13 protein-coding genes are annotated in these 15,024 nt (G+C 70.3%); 5 read left to right on the top strand and 8 right to left on the bottom strand.

Annotated features, from left to right (window positions below):
• Positions 1-35 precede the first annotated feature (35 nt).
• From ABN611_RS28785 to ABN611_RS28765, 5 genes are read right to left on the bottom strand one after another with little or no spacing between them, the layout of a single operon-like run.
• A complete protein-coding gene (locus ABN611_RS28785) occupies positions 36-557 on the bottom strand; it encodes a GNAT family N-acetyltransferase (RefSeq protein ID WP_350275376.1) in 522 nt (173 codons plus the stop codon).
• Between the two features lie 41 nt (positions 558-598).
• Positions 599-916, bottom strand: coding sequence for a hypothetical protein (locus tag ABN611_RS28780; protein WP_350275375.1), 318 nt, complete (start codon positions 914-916; stop codon positions 599-601).
• Positions 917-973: 57 nt separating this feature from the next.
• A complete protein-coding gene (locus ABN611_RS28775) occupies positions 974-1,777 on the bottom strand; it encodes a type II CAAX endopeptidase family protein (protein WP_350275374.1) in 804 nt (267 codons plus the stop codon).
• Positions 1,778-1,785: 8 nt separating this feature from the next.
• Positions 1,786-3,117: a DUF1266 domain-containing protein gene (locus ABN611_RS28770; RefSeq protein ID WP_350275373.1), complete on the bottom strand. Its 1,332-nt coding sequence runs from the start codon at positions 3,115-3,117 to the stop codon at positions 1,786-1,788.
• Positions 3,118-3,126: 9 nt separating this feature from the next.
• Positions 3,127-3,714 carry a helix-turn-helix domain-containing protein gene (locus ABN611_RS28765; protein ID WP_350275372.1) on the bottom strand — a complete coding sequence of 196 codons (588 nt, stop codon included), beginning with the start codon at positions 3,712-3,714 and terminating at the stop codon, positions 3,127-3,129.
• A 46-nt stretch (positions 3,715-3,760) separates the two neighbouring features.
• Here ABN611_RS28765 and ABN611_RS28760 point away from each other — a divergent pair, with 46 nt between their 5' ends.
• Positions 3,761-6,196 carry a glycoside hydrolase family 3 C-terminal domain-containing protein gene (locus tag ABN611_RS28760; protein ID WP_350275371.1) on the top strand — a complete coding sequence of 812 codons (2,436 nt, stop codon included), beginning with the start codon at positions 3,761-3,763 and terminating at the stop codon, positions 6,194-6,196.
• Here the strand turns inward: ABN611_RS28760 and ABN611_RS28755 are convergent.
• A complete protein-coding gene (locus tag ABN611_RS28755; protein ID WP_350275370.1) occupies positions 6,193-7,185 on the bottom strand; it encodes a transcriptional regulator in 993 nt (330 codons plus the stop codon). The genes ABN611_RS28760 and ABN611_RS28755 overlap by 4 nt on opposite strands.
• Before the next feature lie 59 nt (positions 7,186-7,244).
• Here ABN611_RS28755 and ABN611_RS28750 point away from each other — a divergent pair, with 59 nt between their 5' ends.
• The 3 genes from ABN611_RS28750 to ABN611_RS28740 are packed head-to-tail and all read left to right on the top strand — an operon-like array spanning position 7,245 to position 9,932.
• Positions 7,245-8,498 carry an MFS transporter gene (locus ABN611_RS28750; RefSeq protein ID WP_350275369.1) on the top strand — a complete coding sequence of 418 codons (1,254 nt, stop codon included), beginning with the start codon at positions 7,245-7,247 and terminating at the stop codon, positions 8,496-8,498.
• Positions 8,410-9,225, top strand: coding sequence for an ATP-binding cassette domain-containing protein (locus ABN611_RS28745; RefSeq protein ID WP_350275368.1), 816 nt, complete (start codon positions 8,410-8,412; stop codon positions 9,223-9,225). The genes ABN611_RS28750 and ABN611_RS28745 overlap by 89 nt, the downstream gene beginning before the upstream one ends.
• Positions 9,222-9,932: a hypothetical protein gene (locus ABN611_RS28740; protein ID WP_350275367.1), complete on the top strand. Its 711-nt coding sequence runs from the start codon at positions 9,222-9,224 to the stop codon at positions 9,930-9,932. Before ABN611_RS28745 ends, ABN611_RS28740 begins: the two co-directional genes overlap by 4 nt.
• Here the strand turns inward: ABN611_RS28740 and ABN611_RS28735 are convergent.
• A complete protein-coding gene (locus ABN611_RS28735; protein WP_350275366.1) occupies positions 9,880-10,935 on the bottom strand; it encodes a LacI family DNA-binding transcriptional regulator in 1,056 nt (351 codons plus the stop codon). The genes ABN611_RS28740 and ABN611_RS28735 overlap by 53 nt on opposite strands.
• Positions 10,936-10,939: 4 nt before the next feature.
• Positions 10,940-13,321, bottom strand: coding sequence for a glycoside hydrolase family 3 N-terminal domain-containing protein (locus ABN611_RS28730; protein WP_350275365.1), 2,382 nt, complete (start codon positions 13,319-13,321; stop codon positions 10,940-10,942).
• A 267-nt stretch (positions 13,322-13,588) separates the two neighbouring features.
• Between ABN611_RS28730 and ABN611_RS28725 the strand changes: the two genes are divergently transcribed.
• Positions 13,589-14,941: an extracellular solute-binding protein gene (locus ABN611_RS28725; protein WP_350275364.1), complete on the top strand. Its 1,353-nt coding sequence runs from the start codon at positions 13,589-13,591 to the stop codon at positions 14,939-14,941.
• Positions 14,942-15,024 lie beyond the last annotated feature (83 nt).

Below are 15,024 nucleotides of genomic sequence, written 5' to 3'. Positions count from 1 at the left end.
CGATCCTCACGACTCGGCGAGGGCGGCGGTGGGGGTCAGGGGGTGACGAAGACGATGATGTCGGTTTCGGGGCCGCGGGGGGCCGGTTCCTTCCAGCCGACGTGGCGGTAGAAGGCGAGCGCGGCGTGGTTCTGGTTCCAGGCGAGCAGCCAGGCGCGCGGGTTCGCCTCGGCCGCCGCCTGCAGGAGGCGGCGGGCGAGGCCGGTGCCGCGGGCCTGCTGGAGTACGCCGAGCTCGTCGACCTCGAACGCGCCGATCAGCAGCTCCTCGACCTGCTCGGCGCCGAGCCGTTCGAGGACGCTGCCGTACGCGCGGTCGGTCCGGAACGGCGCCGGCGTCGTCCACCCGGTCAGGAACCCGGCGATCCGGCCGTCGTCCGACCGCTCGACCCACGCCCGGAAGCCGTCGCGCTGCACGTCGGCGGTCAGCCGGTCCCGGAACGCGGTCCGGGTCTCCTCGACACCCCGGTGCTCGAACGGTGGCGCGGTGAACACCTCGACGTACGCCGTGGTGAGCTCGTCCGCGATCTCCAGAAGGTCCCGCCCATACGTCTGCACCGCACCAACCTATGCGTTGGGACGGTGCGTCGTACGGCGGCTTACTTGACCGCGGCCGACTCCAGGTCCGCCGGCGGCTGGTCCGCCGGGGCGGTCATCGCTTCGGGCGCGGCGGCGATCGTCTCCAGTTCGGAGCGGAACTGCGGCAGCATCCAGCGCAGCGGCTGGTCCAGGACCCTGGCGATGGTGGCCTCGTCGACCTTGAGCAGGCCGCCGATCCGGGCGAGCGCGTCCGGCTCGTCGGTGGCGGCGTACAGCAGGTGGACGACCTCGTGCCGGTGCGCGAACACGGCCAGCGCCGCGGCCGCCAGACCGGAATCGATCTCCGGCGGACTGGTGATTTCCCCGTTGACTGTCACGTCACCCTCAACCCGCCCGGGGGCCGATGGGTTACGAGTCAATCAATTGAGCAATGCTCAGCTCGGCAGCCAGGAGACGTGACCGAGCAGGTACGTCGCCCCGATCAGGGCCACGGTGTCGATCAGCGTGTGCGCGATCACGAACGGCATCACACGGCCCCAGCGCCGGTACAGGTAGCCGAAGATCACTCCCATGATCACGTTGCCGGCGAAGCCGCCGAGGCCCTGGTAGAGGTGGTACGAGCCGCGCAGCAGCGCACTGGTCGCGGTCGCGCGGCGGGCGGACCAGCCGAGCTGGTCCAGGCGGTGGTTGAGGTAGCCGAGCACGATGACTTCCTCGAGGATCGCGTTCTGCGCCGACACCGCGATCAGGATCGGGATCCGCCACCAGTAGTCCGGGAGCTGCGACGGGTCGACGGTCAGGTTCGCGCCGGTCGCGTGCGCGCCGAGGTAGAACACCAGGCCCGCACCGCCGATGCCGGCCGCGATCGCCGTACCGCGCCCGAGGTCGCGGATCCGGTCGCGCAGGTCGAACCCGATCGTCCGGAACGACTCGCGCCCGCGCGCCAACAGGTGCCCGACCAGCGCGACCGGCACGAGCGCCGTCACCACCGCGAACAGCTGCCACGCCAGATCCAGCCACGGCCGCCCCGGCGCCCGGGACCCCACGATCACTGCCGTCTGCCCGCTGATCGCCTTGCCCGACGTCAGCACGCCCGTGAACGAGATGATCGCGGCCACACCGGACGCCCCCAGCGAGAGGGCGAGCACCAGCCAGACCTCCCGCGTGAGCACCCGCCGATCGACCTCCGGGCCGGCAGCTTCTACCGGGCGGGGCGGGTCTTCGGCGGCACGCGTCATGTCCCCAACTATGCCGCTTCGGCCTGGCGGAACGGGACCGTGACCCAGGGGCTCTGCTCGTTGCTGAGCAGTCGCTCGTGGATGTCGCGGGCCTCGGTGTACCAGCTCCGGGAGAAGTCTCCGTCGAACTGGATGCAGCGGCCAAGCAGGTAGCCGACGCCGAACTCCTCCCACGAGGTGTAGCGGCGTTGGGCCTCCTGGCTCAGCTCGCGGAGGGCGTCGAACATCTCGGCCTGGGTGCAGAAGCGGGTGCTCCGGCCCCAGCGGGCCATGGCGGAGGCACGGCCGAGGTCCCAGGCGGCGGTTGTGCGTACGTACCCGCCGTCGGAGAGCAGGTGGTCTTCGCGAAGGCGCTGCTCGCAGTGGAGGACCATCAGGATCAACTCGCGGCGAGCCGCTATGACCCTGTCGAGCTCGGGGTTCTCGCCCGGACGAACCGGAGCGCCGGACTCCGCGACGCGCCGGCGGATCGCCGATTCGTCGTACTGGTGCCACTGGGCACCGCCAACCGGTCCACCGAAACGGTCGGCCAGCAGGTTACGGGTGCGCAGTACGTCGTCCCAGGCCGACGAGCCGACCTCGCGGTCGAGCAGCCGGCGCTGGATCTGCAGCCAGTCTTCGCGGACCTTGACGCCCCACCACTTCTCCACCAGAGCGAGTTCCGCGCTGTAGCCGTTGCCGTGGTGCTCCGTGGTGTTCCAGGCGTAGCCGTTCGTGGCGCACAGCTGTGCGCCGCAGGCCAGGCCGTGCAGGAGCGGGCCGGGCTCGGTGGCGTTGCTCTGCCGGGTGATGATGCGGCCGGAGAAGTAGCCCGGCTCCCAGTACTCGTCGTGCAGCTCGAGCATCAGCTGGTTCATCTTGTCGCCGAGTTGCAGCGCGTTCTGGCACGGCGTCTCCGGGTTGACCAGCAGGACGTCGACGTCGCGGAGCAGGGCGACCAGGCCGCGCAGGTTGGTGAACTCGTACACGACCTTCGGGTGCGGACGGGGCAGCACGTCCGCGGTGTAGACGGACATCGCCCGGAGCCCGTCGCCCAGCTCGGCGATGATCGGCTGCCGCTTCGCCGGCTCCTGGTGGGCGTGGGTGATCGCCACCAGCTGGTAGACGCCGGCGGTCGCGAGGATCGACAGGTAACCGGAGACGTCCGGGTCGTCCTTGTCCCGGTAGAGCAGTCTCTCGACCGGCGTCGGCGGTATCCAGGGGCCGTCCGTCGGCTCGGCGATCCGGGGCACCAACTCGTCGTGGTCATCGGCGTCGCCGACGGCGTACCCGGAGTCGACCAGGTCGTTGACGACGTCGAAGTCGTCGAAGGCGCCGGCGTTGTCGTCGCTCGTGGTCACCCCGCAAACCTATGCGCTGAAGCGGTCAACGCTCGCCAGCAGGTCGAGCAGATGGTCGAACAGGTCCGCGGGGTCGGCGGTCAGGTCGTACTGCGACTGGATCTGGAGGCCGTCGGAGAGGGCGATCAGGAGGGTGGCGATGGCCTCGGGGTCTGCTGTGGGGTTGAAGGTGCCCGCTGCTTGCCGGGCGCGGACCGCGGTGGCGAGGGTTTCGCGAATGGCGGCGTACCGGTCGACGAAGTACTCGTGCGACTTGTGGTCGGGGTCGCCTGCCTCGGCGGAGAACGTCGAGTAGAGCTGCACCAGCCCCGGCACCGTGCGGTTGTGCCGGACGATCGCGGTCAGGTTGTCGATCGCGTCGGCGGTCTCGAACCGGTGGAGGTCGGCCTCGTCGCGCGCCCGCAGTACCGCCTCGAACAGCTTCTCCTTCGAGCCGAAGTAGTGCAGCATCCCGGCCTCGCTCAGCCCGGCCGCCGCGGCCAGTTCGCGCGTCGACGTCTTCCGGTACCCCTGCCGCGCGATCACCTCCAGCGCGACCCGGAGGATCTCGGCGCGCTTCGCGACACCCTTCGCGTACGGACCCCGGGAGTTCCCCATGACCAAAACCTAGCATCACTTGGTTTTGGGACGTAGAGTTTCCGGCATGAACGTCGACGAGCTCCTCGGCCGGCTGACCCTCGAGGAGAAGGTCCTGGTCCTCACCGGCCAGGACTTCTGGTCCACCCACGCATTGCCCTCGATCGGCCTGCGTTCGATGGTGCTGTCCGACGGCCCGAGCGGCGTCCGTGGCGCGGTGTGGGACGAGCGCGACCCGTCGCTCAACCTCCCGTCGGCCACCGCGCTCTCGTCGTCGTGGGACGTCGGGATCGCCCACCGGTACGGCGTGGTCTCGGCGCTCGAGGCCCGCCGCAAGAACGTCGACGTCGTACTCGGCCCGACGATCAATCTCCATCGGTCGCCCCTGGGTGGCCGGCACTTCGAGGCGTTCAGCGAGGACCCGGTGCTGACCGCCGACCTGGCCGCGGCGTACGTCGCCGGCGTCCAGGAGCTCGGCGTCGGCGCCACCCCGAAGCACTACGTCGCGAACGACTTCGAGACCGAGCGCTTCACCGCGAACGTCGTGGTCGACGAGCGCACGCTGCGCGAGGTCTACCTGCTCGCGTTCGAGAAGGCGGTCACCGAGTCGAAGGCGTGGCTGGTGATGAGCGCCTACAACTCGATCAACGGCGCGACCGCCTCCGAGAACGACCTCCTGGAGACACCGCTCAACACCGACTGGGGCTTCGACGGCGTGGTCGTCAGCGACTGGACCGCCGTCCGCAGCATCGAGAGCGCCAAGCACGCGCAGGACCTGGCGATGCCGGGCCCGGTCGGCGCCTGGGGCGACGCGCTCGTGACGGCGGTCCGTTCCGGCGAGGTCGCCGAGGCCGCGATCGACCGCAAGGTACGGCGAATTCTGTCGCTCGCGGCCCGCGTCGGTGCGCTCGAAGGCACTGCGAAACCTTCTGACCCACCGCAGGTCGACGGACCGGCCTTCGCACGAACGGCAGCGGCCGAGGGCACTGTTCTGCTCAGCAACCAGCGCATCGACGGACCGGCAGGCGCCGCTCGGGGCGAGCTGCCCTGGCAGGCCGACGCGCTGGCGAAGGTCGCAGTGATCGGCCACAACGCCCGCGAGGCCCGTACCCAGGGCGGCGGCAGCGCGACCGTGATCCCGGAGCACGTCGTCTCTCCCCTCGACGGCCTCCGCCGGGCTCTCCCGAACGCGGAGATCACGTACTCGCTCGGAGCGGTCGTCCAGGAAGGCGTGGCCGAACTCCCGCCGGCCACCATGACGAACCCGGTGTCCGGCGAGCGAGGCGCCCGCGTACGCTTCCTGGCCGCCGACGGCACGGAACTGTTCGCCGAGGACCGCTTCTCCAGCGCCCTCGTGTACCTGGGCGGCGACGCGCCGATCGCCGAGGCGGCGGTCTTCGAGTTCCACACCACCTGGACCCCGGCCGAGTCCGGCGCGATCCAGCTCGGCTTCGCCTCGGTCGGCCGCGGCCGGATCTTCGCCGACGGCAAGCTCCTCCGCGAGGACACCGCCGTACCGGTCGGCACCGATCTGGGCGCCGCGCTGCTGTCCCCGCCGTCGATCTCCACGCCTCTCGAGGTGACCGCCGGCCGGCCGGTCGACGTCCGGGTCGAGCTCCAGATCCCCAAGACCGAGGGCGGCCTGAGCAACGCGCTCAGCATCACCGTCGGCGTCGAGCCCGGCAACGACGATCCGCAGGCGCTGATCGACGAGGCGGTCGCGGCGGCGCGCGAGGCGGATGTCGCGCTGGTCGTCGTCGGCACCAACGCCAAGGTCGAGTCCGAGGGCTACGACCGGACCACGCTCGCCCTCCCGGGCCGCCAGGACGAGCTGGTGCGCGCGGTCGCGGCGGCGAACCCGCGCACGGTCGTCGTCGTGAACGCGGGCTCGCCGGTCCTGCTCCCCTGGCGCGACGACGTCGCCGCGGTGCTGGCGACGTACTTCGGCGGTCAGCAGTACGGCGAGGCGCTCGCCGACGTGCTCCTCGGCCGGAGCGAGCCGGGCGGGCGGCTGCCCACCACGTGGCCGCGTACGCAGGACGACGTACCGGTCATCGACGTCGTACCGCAGGACGGGGTACTGCGGTACGACGAAGGCATCCACATCGGGTACCGCGCCTGGCTGAAGGCGGGGACCGAGCCGGCGTACGAGTTCGGCCACGGTCTCGGCTACACCACGTGGGAGCTGTCCGACCTGCGCGCGAACGACCCGTCGTCGGTGGCGCTGACCGTACGCAACACCGGTCAGCGCGCGGGCAAGCACGTCGTCCAGGTGTACGTCGAGCGGCCGGACAGCACGGTCGACCGTCCGGTGCGCTGGCTGGCCGGGTTCACGGTCGTCCGGCTCGACGCGGGCCAGGCGCGCGAGATCACGGTGCAGCTGCACCAGCACGCGTTCGAGCACTGGGCCGCCGGCTGGACGACCGAGCCCGGCACCTTCACGATCCGAGCCGGCTCGTCGGTTTCGGACCTCCCGCTCTCCACGGAGCTCGAGGTCCGTTAGCTGCCCGGCTGCACGAGCTCATCGGGGCTCGGGGCGGTTCGACGCCGGTCGCCGGCCACCCGGCGGCCGGTGTCGGACTGCCAGTACAGGACCGATCGTCCGGAGCGGCGGCGCTCCAGCAGACCGGCGTCGGTCAGGACGCGCAGGTGGTCGGAGATCGTCGCCAACGACAGACCGGTGGTTGCCACGAGCAACGTGGTACTGACCGGCGCCGCGGCTTCCACCAGGATCCTGGCGCGGTTGCGGCCGAGCAGCTGCACCAGCGGTTCGTCCGGGGTTGCGGCGGTCGCGAAGATGCCGGTCACGGCGTACGTCAGTGCGAACCGGTCCGGCAGCCGCCAGCTGACGTTGACGCGCTGGGTGTGCGCCGCGATGAACATCAGGTCCCGCCCGCGGACGTCGGTCACCGGGTAGTCCCAGCGGTTCACCTGGATCCGCCCGTCGCCGAGCCACCGCACGTCCGGCCCCAAGCCGCGCAGTACGGCGGACCAGCCGTGCTCGGACAGCTGCGAGGTCCGCGACACGATGTCGGCCTGCAGCACCCGCAGCCGGCGCGGCCACTCCGGCGCGACGGTCGTGCGCCACACCCAGCGCAGCAACTCCGCCGCCTCTGCGGCGAGCCCGGACGAGGAGCGCAGGACCGGCGGCAGCGGCGTCCGTACGACGGCGAGGTCCGCGCGGATCTGGTCGTCGTCGAGCGCGGTGAGGTACGCGAGCTCCTCCTCGAGCGTCAGGTCGGGCTCGAGCGGCGGCACGGTCAGGAAGTCCGCGACCCAACTGCGGCCGAACGCGCTGTCCAGCAGCGCCTGCCAGATCGGGTTCGCCGCCACCGCGGACCGGAACGCGGCGCTGTGCGTGTCCTTCCACGGCCGGAACCAGGGCTCGACCGGCGCGCGGAGGAGCTTCAGCGCGGACACCGTCTCGGTGAGCTGCGACGTACCGAACCGGGCGTTCGCGAGGGTGTCGGCATCGACCAGGAACTCGGACAACGTTTCGCCTCCACCCGAAACTGTAGGTGACGCCGCGCCGGCGGTCGATGCTGCGGGCCATGAGTACGTACCGCGCGATCTTCGCCAACCGGGAGTTCCGGAACCTGTGGGTCAGCAGCGCGCTGGGCAACGCGTCGTCGACGATGACCAGCCTGACGCTCGCGATCCTGGTCGACGCCGCCACCGGCTCCGCCTTGCTCGCGGCCGCGATCATGTTCGGGCCGTCACTCGCGCAGGTGCTCGGCGTGTCCACACTGATGTCCGCCGCCGACACGGCCCGTCCGCGCCGGGTGCTCACACTGCTCGCGGTGCTCTCGACGGTTGCGGTCGGCATCCAAGCCGCGGTGGACCTGTCCCCCGGCCTTCGGCTGCTGCTCTCGCTTGCGGTCGCGTACGGGCTCTCGATCGGGGCCGGTGTGCGCTGGGGACTGCTCGGCGAGGTGGTGCGCTCCGACGAGTTTGTCCTCGGCCGGTCCGCGATGAACCTGTCCGTCGGCGCGATGCAGATCGCCGGCTTCGGTGTCGCGGGTGTTCTGCTGCAGGCGGTCAGCCCGTCGACCGTGTTGTGGATCGCGACCGGCTGCGCCGTCCTCGCCGTACCGGTCATTCGCTTCGGCCTGCACGACCGCGCGCCCCGCCGGGTCGCGCGGACCGGACTCGCGGAGACCTGGCGGGGCAACCGCAGGCTGCTGGCCGAGCGCCGTACTCGTCCGCTGCTGCTCGCGCTCACCCTCCCCAACGGACTCATCGTCGGCTGTGAAGCCCTCTTCGTCCCGTACGCCGGTCCGCGCGCCGGCTGGCTGCTCGCGGCCGGAGCCGCCGGCATGATGACCGGAGACCTGGTGGTCGGCCGCTACCTCACCCGGCAGCGCCGCCTCGTCGTGGCGCGCTACCTGCGGTTCCTGCTCGCCGTACCGTTCCTGGGCTTCGCGTTCGAGCTCCCCCTTGCCGTGCTCTGTGTGCTGGTCGCGGTCGGCAGCAGTGGGTACGCCGCCTCGCTGGCGCAGCAGGAGCTCCTCGTCGAGCTGACCCCGGCTGAGCTGCGCGGGCAGGTGCTCGGGATGGAGTCCGCGCTCCGGATGACGACGTTCGGCGTGGTCGCGATCCTGGCCGGCGCGCTCGCCGACCTCACCGCGGCCGCTCCGGTGATGACAGCCTGCGCGGCCGCGTCCCTCGCGGTCTCCGTCGGCCTGACACGACCGCTCGCCCGGATAGGCTCACCGCATGGAAGTGGTCCGGCTGCGGAAGGTGTCCAAACGGTACGGGCGCCGCGAGATTCTAGCGGACGTCGACCTGCACCTGAACGCCGGTGAGCTGCTCGCACTGGTCGGCGCGAACGGCTCCGGAAAGTCGACCGTGCTGCGCTTGATGGTCGGCCTGTCGCGACCATCAACCGGAACGGTACGGCGGAACGCCCGCGTCGTCGCCTACGTCCCCGATGTCTTCACGTCCCACGACCGGCTCTCCGCGGCGGCGTACCTGACGCACATGGGACGGATCCGGGGCCTCGCGACGAAGACGGCACGGGAGCGAGCGCACGTCCTGCTCGACCGACTCGCGCTGTCGGGCGGAGCAGACACCCCGATGCGGAAGCTCTCCAAGGGCAACGCGCAGAAGGTCGCGCTGGCTCAGGCGCTGCTCGATCCACCCCAACTGCTCGTCCTCGACGAACCGTGGTCCGGCCTCGACGCCACCGCCCACTCGACCTTGCGCGAACTCCTCGCCGAAGCTGCGGCGCAAGGCGCCGCCGTCGCGTTCACCGAGCACTCCGCCGACGTCGTCCGCTCGACCGCGACCCGGGTCTGCGAGCTCGATCGCGGCCGGCTCAGCGCCGTGCGCCGGCAGACCGAGCTCACCGAGCTGCGGCTGATCCCGGGCGCCGCGATCGACTGGGACCAGCACCCCGACGTCGTCGAGGTACGCCGTACCGAGGCCGGCGTCACCGTGATGCTGCCGACCGGCCGGCACAACGCGGCGCTGCTGACCGCGCTCAACCACGGCTGGTCGGTCGTCGCCGTACGGCAGGTGAATCCCGAGTGAGCGCGCTCTACCGCTACCTGCTGACCACTGTGCTGCTGTCCCAGCGGTACCTCCCGCCGACGCTGATCTTCCTCGCCGCGATGGCCGTCGGTACGACGTCCGACAGCGGGCCGCTGCAGTCGTCGTACGCGTTCTGCGTGCTGGCCATGCTCGTCTGCACGACCTGGCTGACGGTCGCGATCGTCAACCACGAGGACCCGACCCAGCGCAAGATCACGCTGGTGATGACGGGCAGCTCGTTGCGGGTGCTGGCGATCACGGTCGCCGTGGTGCTGACCTGGTGCGTGCCGCTGCTGGTGATCGGCCTGGTGTACCCCATCGTCACCGGCAAGCACGTCGTCACCGCGGGCGATCTCGGGGTCGGCGCGGCCGCTCAGCTCGGCGCGGCGATGATCGGCGTGGCGATCGGCCTGCTGTGTTCGCGGCTGGTCATCGCGCGGATCGGGATCGCGATGCTCACCCGCGGCCGCCGTGATCCTGCTGGTCCTGCTACTGCGCTGGAGCTCACCGATCCGCCCGATCATGACCGTGCTGTCGAACGACCAGCCGGCCGGCGCCAACGCCGTACCGCTGACCCTGCTCGCCGTTCTGTCCGGGATCGTGCTGACTGCCGCCGTCTTCGCGACCAGGGCCCTTGCGGACCGCAAGGAATGATCAGGACGCGGCGACCGACGACAGACCGGGTGGTGCAGCCGAGCCGCGGATGATCAGCGACGTCGCCAGCTCGACGTGGTGCGACGCCACCTGCTCGCCGGCCGCCAGCTGCAGCGCCGTCCGGAGCGCGACCGCGCCCATCTCGCGCAGCGGCTGCCGGACCGTGGTCAACGGCGGGGAGGCCAGCCGGGCGACCTCGGTGTCGTCGAAGCCGACCACGCTGAGGTCCTCCGGCACCCGCAGGCCGCGCGCCCGCGCCGCCTCCAGGATCCCGAGCGCGACCTCGTCGCTGCCGGCGAAGATCGCGGTCGGCCGGTCCCGCAGGTCGAGCAGCTTGGTGCCGCCGGCCAGTCCGTCGTCGTACAGGAAGTCGCTCAGCCAGACGTAGTCCGCCGGTACGTCGGCGCCGACCGCCTCCATCGCACTGCGGTAGCCGCTCATCCGGGCCTGGTTGCACCCGGACGTCGGCGGTCCCCCGACGTACGCGATCCGGCGGTGACCGAGCGACAGCAGGTGCTGGGTCGCGGCCATCCCGCCGGCGAAGTTCGTCGAGCCGACGCTGACGATGCCGGGCTCGGGGGTGTTCGCGGGGTCGATGACGACCAACGGCAGCCTGGCCCGGGCCAAAGCGGCGAGGTCGGCGTCGGACAGCTCGCTGGTGATGCCGATCGCGGCCCGGCGGCCGCTGCCGATCAACTGCCGCATCCAGGACGCGGTCCGGCCCGGCGACGAGGCGACGGTGCCCGGCGGGTGCTTCGGGTGCGAGGTCAGGACGACGTCGACACCGGCCGTCTTCCCGGCCTCGACCACGCCCTGGATCACCTCGACCGAGTACGCGTTCACGACGCCCTGGTAGAACAGCTCGATCGTGTCCCGCTCGGTCGGCTCCGGGCGGCGTCCGACGTACCCGTGCCGCTCGAGAACCTCCTGGACCCGGGCGCGGGTGGCCGGTGAGACGTCGCTGCGCCCGTTCAGCACCTTGGAGACCGTGGCGACCGAGACACCGGCCGTCCCGGCCACCGTCGCCAGCGTCACGCGGCCCTTCAACCTGGGCATCTCATCACCTTCCTCCACCGTCCTCGCTGTTCGGGACCGCCTCGTCGATCGCGACCGGCGTCGTGAGGACGCGGTCGTGCCCCACCACCCTCACATCTCCCGTGATCCGCAGCATGCCACGACACGGCAGGTCCGCCGACGACGTGCCCACCATCACCTCGAAGTCCCCGGGCTCCACGATCCGCCGCAGATCAGGGCCCGTGTACGCGGTGCGATCGGCATGTACCCGGAACGTGACGTCTACCGCCTGACCTGGCGCGAGCGACACCCGCGCGAAACCGGTGAGCAGCTTCAGCGGCCGGGCGACCCGGGCGACGACGTCGCGCAGGTACAGCTGCACGACCTCGTCGCCGCTCCGGTCGCCCGTGTTCGCCACCCGCACCGTGGCGGTGAACTCGCCGTCGTTGCCGATCTCCGGCACGCTCAACCGGAGATCGGCGACCGTGAAACTCGTGTACGACGCGCCGTACCCGAACGGGTACAACGGACGCGTCTCGAGGCCGCTGATGCCCGCGCTCTCCACGCTTCCCAGCGCCGGCTGCAGGTAGGTACCGGGCTGCCCACCGACGTGCCGCGGGATCTGCACCGGCAGCTTCCCACTCGGCACGATCCGCCCGCTCAAGACACCCGCGATCGCCGCCGCGCCCTCCTGCCCGGGCAGGAACGCCTGCACGATGCCGGCAGCCCGCTCCGCGAACGCCCCGAGCGCATACGGCCGCCCTGAGACGACCACCACGACAACCGGCTTCCCCGTGTCGAGCAATGCGTCGAGCAGTTCACCCTGGACGCCGGGCAGCCGCAGATCCTCCGCATCACACCCCTCCCCGGACGTCCCGTGCCCGAACAAGCCCGACAAGTCACCCACGAAGGCCACGCATGCATCCGAGTCCTGGACCACCGCCACAGCCTCTTCGAAGCCGGAGCGATCGTCGCCCACGACCTCACAGCCCTTGGTGTAGGCGAATTCCACACCGGACAGTTCGTTGCGCAGGGCATCAAGTGGTGACGCGATCTCGATCCCGGGCTCGCGGTCCGGATACCGCGGAAGGACGTGGTTCGGGAACGCATAGCAACCCATCAACGTCCGCGGCTCGTCGGCACACGGCCCGACCACCGCGATCTTGGTGAGGTTCGTCAACGGCAGAACGGAGCCGGCGTCGAGCAGGACGACCGACTTCTCGGCGAGCTCGGCGGCGATCGCCCTGTTCCGCTCCGAATCCAGATCGAGGCCCTGTGCGCTCACTGACGCTTCCGGGGCCCAGTCCTCGTCGAGGAGGCCGAGCTGTGCCTTCTGCAGCAGCACGCGTCGCGCCGCCCGGTCGATCAGTTCCTCGGGCACCTCGCCCGCCTTCACCTTGTCCAGCAGGCCGGCGAAGCCGACGGTGTCCGGCAGTTCCACGTCCGTCCCCGCCGTCAGCGCCAGGACGCCGGCGGCATCGTTGTCCGCGGCAACATGGTGCATCGACGCCAGGAACGGCACCGCCCAGTAGTCCGACACGACGGTGCCCTCGAAGCCCCAGTCGTCCCGCAGTACGTCGGTGAACAGCCACGGGTCAGCGCTCGCGGGCAGCCCGTCCAGGTCGGCGTACGAGCTCATCACCGACGCCGCGCCGGCCGTCGCGATCGCGGTCTCGAAAGGCGGCAGTACGACGTCCAGCAGCTCACGCCGGCCCATCGACACAGGTCCGTGGTTCCGCCCGGCGCGCGAGGCGGAGTACCCGGCGAAGTGCTTGAGCGTCGCGAGCACGCCCGCGCTCTGCAGGCCGCGCACATAAGCCGACCCCAGAATCCCGACCAGGTAAGGATCCTCGCCGATCGTCTCCTCGACCCGGCCCCACCGGTAGTCGCGGACGACGTCGAGCACCGGCGACAACCCCTGGTGCACACCGGCCGCCGCCATGTCCCGCCCGATCGCGGCCGCCATCCGCTCGACCAGTGCCGGGTCGAACGTCGCACCCCAGGCGATCGACGCCGGGTAGACCGTCGCGCCGTACGTCGTGAACCCGGTGAGGCACTCCTCGTGGACCAGCGCGGGCACACCGAGCCGCGACTCCTTCAGCACGACCTCGTGCTGCCGGACCACCTCGGCGACACCTTGCTCGACGGTCTGCGGGTAGCTGCCCCAGACCCTGGTCAGGTGTCCGAGACCGTCGCGGCTCGCGTCCTCGAGCGACGGCGTACCGCCGACCGCGAACACGTCCTCCATCGGCGCGACGTTGATCGTCTCGTCCTCGGGAAGCTCGGTGTCGGCCATGTCGTTACCGGCCCAGCGGCTGCCGAGCTGGGCGATCTTCTCCTCCAGAGTCATCGCCGCCAGCAGCAGGCCGGCCCGCTCCGCGGCGGGCAGGGACGGGTCGCGCCACGGCCGCTCAGTCTCGATGGACAAGAAAATCTCCCTTGATGGTGATTCGTTTCGGTGAGCAATTATCGAAACATTTTCGAAGCTCTCCGGTCAACCGGCCGGGATCCCGGCGGTCCGCGAATCTCCCTGCTCAGCAGGCGATTGCGTGACCTCACTGTGACCCCGAAAAGTCCTTTGTTCAAGTCTTGACAGTCCAATCTCCGAAATCTATGTTTCGAAAACAAGTCATATCGGCAGGTGCTTCCGCAGCCTGCGGGGCAGCATCGGAGTACGGAGATCACAGTGGATCCCATGACGACATCTCGGCGTACCTTCCTCGGCCTGGTCGGCGGTGGCGCACTCGCGGCCGGCCTCGCTGCCTGCGGCAGCTCCGGCCCGACGACCACGCCCGGGTCGACCACCGGAGCCGGCGGCGCGAGCGGCTCCGGGGCGACGTACTGGTTCCTCACCGGCCAGCCGCAGCAGACCATCCGGGAAGCGCAGGTCAAGCGGTTCAACGACGCGAACCCGGACACCAAGATCAAGACCACGATGTTCCAGAACGACGCGTTCAAGCAGAAGATCAAGACCGCCATCGGGGCGGGCCAGGGTCCGACGCTGATCTGGGGCTGGGGCGGCGGCGGCCTCAAGGCGTACGTCGAGGCCGGCCAGGTCGAGGACCTCACCGACTGGTTCAACCAGCAGACCGAGCTGAAGGACTCGATCTTCCCGTCCGCCTTCACGGCGGCGACGGTGAACGGCAAGCTCTACGCGGTGCCGGGCGAGACCGTGACGCCGATCGTGCTGTTCTACGACAAGCGCGCGTTCGACAAGATCGGCGCGGAACCGCCGCAGTCGTGGGGCGACATCCTGGACCTGGTGCCGAAGTTCAACGAGAAGGGCATCGCGCCGTTCTCGCTCGGCGGCCAGTCCCGGTGGACCTCGATGATGTGGCTGGAGTTCCTGTTCGACCGGATCGGCGGCAGCGAGGTCTTCCAGAACATCTTCGACGGCAAGAAGGACGCCTGGTCCGACCCGTCGGCGCTCAAGGCCCTCGAGGAGATGCAGAAGCTGATCAAGGCGAACGGCTTCGTCAAGGGCTTCTCGTCGATCACCGCGGACTCCAACGCCGACCAGGCGCTGCTGTTCACCGGCAAGGCGGCGATGATGCTGCACGGCGCCTGGACGTACGGGAACATGAAGGCCTCCGGCGGCGACTTCGTCACCGGCGGGCACATGGGCTACATGAACTTCCCGCCGGTCGACGGCGGCAAGGGCGACCCGAGCGCCACCGTCGGCAACCCGGGGCAGTACATGTCGATCTCCTCCAAGGCGAGCGACGCCGACAAGGAGACCGCGAAGAAGTTCATCGCGAACAACACCCTCGACGACGCCACCGTCGAGGCCTGGGTGAAGTCGGGCAACATCCCGGTCGTGAAGAGCGCGAAGGACAAGCTCTCGTCGATCACCGACAAGAACGACGCCGCCTGGCTGAACTTCATCTACGACACCGCGGCGAACGCGAAGAACTTCGCCCAGTCCTGGGACCAGGCCCTCAGCCCGACCCAGGCCGAAACCCTCCTCGACAACATCGCCAAGCTCTTCCAGCTCTCGATCTCCCCCCAGCAGTTCGCGAGCAACATGAACGCGGTGATCGGCCAGTGACTGTTACCGCTCCGCCCGTCGCGCCTACGGGCACTCAGCAGCGTCCGGCGGCCGGGGTCGGGCGGAGCGGGCCGGTGGCCTGG

The sequence above is a fragment of the Kribbella sp. HUAS MG21 genome (genome assembly GCF_040254265.1).
GTDB lineage: Bacteria > Actinomycetota > Actinomycetes > Propionibacteriales > Kribbellaceae > Kribbella.
The sequence above is the reverse complement of the archived record's forward strand: the minus strand, read 5'-3'. Positions and strand labels throughout refer to the sequence as shown.

What these genes read in the sequence shown, in the direction of transcription:
- ABN611_RS28760 (WP_350275371.1), top strand. Translation starts at nt 3,761, where the DNA reads ATGAACGTCGACGAGCTCCTCGGCCGGCTGACCCTCGAGGAGAAGGTC.
- ABN611_RS28735 (WP_350275366.1), bottom strand. Translation starts at nt 10,935, where the DNA reads ATGCCCAGGTTGAAGGGCCGCGTGACGCTGGCGACGGTGGCCGGGACG.
- ABN611_RS28725 (WP_350275364.1), top strand. Translation starts at nt 13,589, where the DNA reads ATGACGACATCTCGGCGTACCTTCCTCGGCCTGGTCGGCGGTGGCGCA.
- ABN611_RS28775 (WP_350275374.1), bottom strand. Translation starts at nt 1,777, where the DNA reads ATGACGCGTGCCGCCGAAGACCCGCCCCGCCCGGTAGAAGCTGCCGGC.
- ABN611_RS28745 (WP_350275368.1), top strand. Translation starts at nt 8,410, where the DNA reads ATGGAAGTGGTCCGGCTGCGGAAGGTGTCCAAACGGTACGGGCGCCGC.
- ABN611_RS28750 (WP_350275369.1), top strand. Translation starts at nt 7,245, where the DNA reads ATGAGTACGTACCGCGCGATCTTCGCCAACCGGGAGTTCCGGAACCTG.
- ABN611_RS28765 (WP_350275372.1), bottom strand. Translation starts at nt 3,714, where the DNA reads ATGGGGAACTCCCGGGGTCCGTACGCGAAGGGTGTCGCGAAGCGCGCC.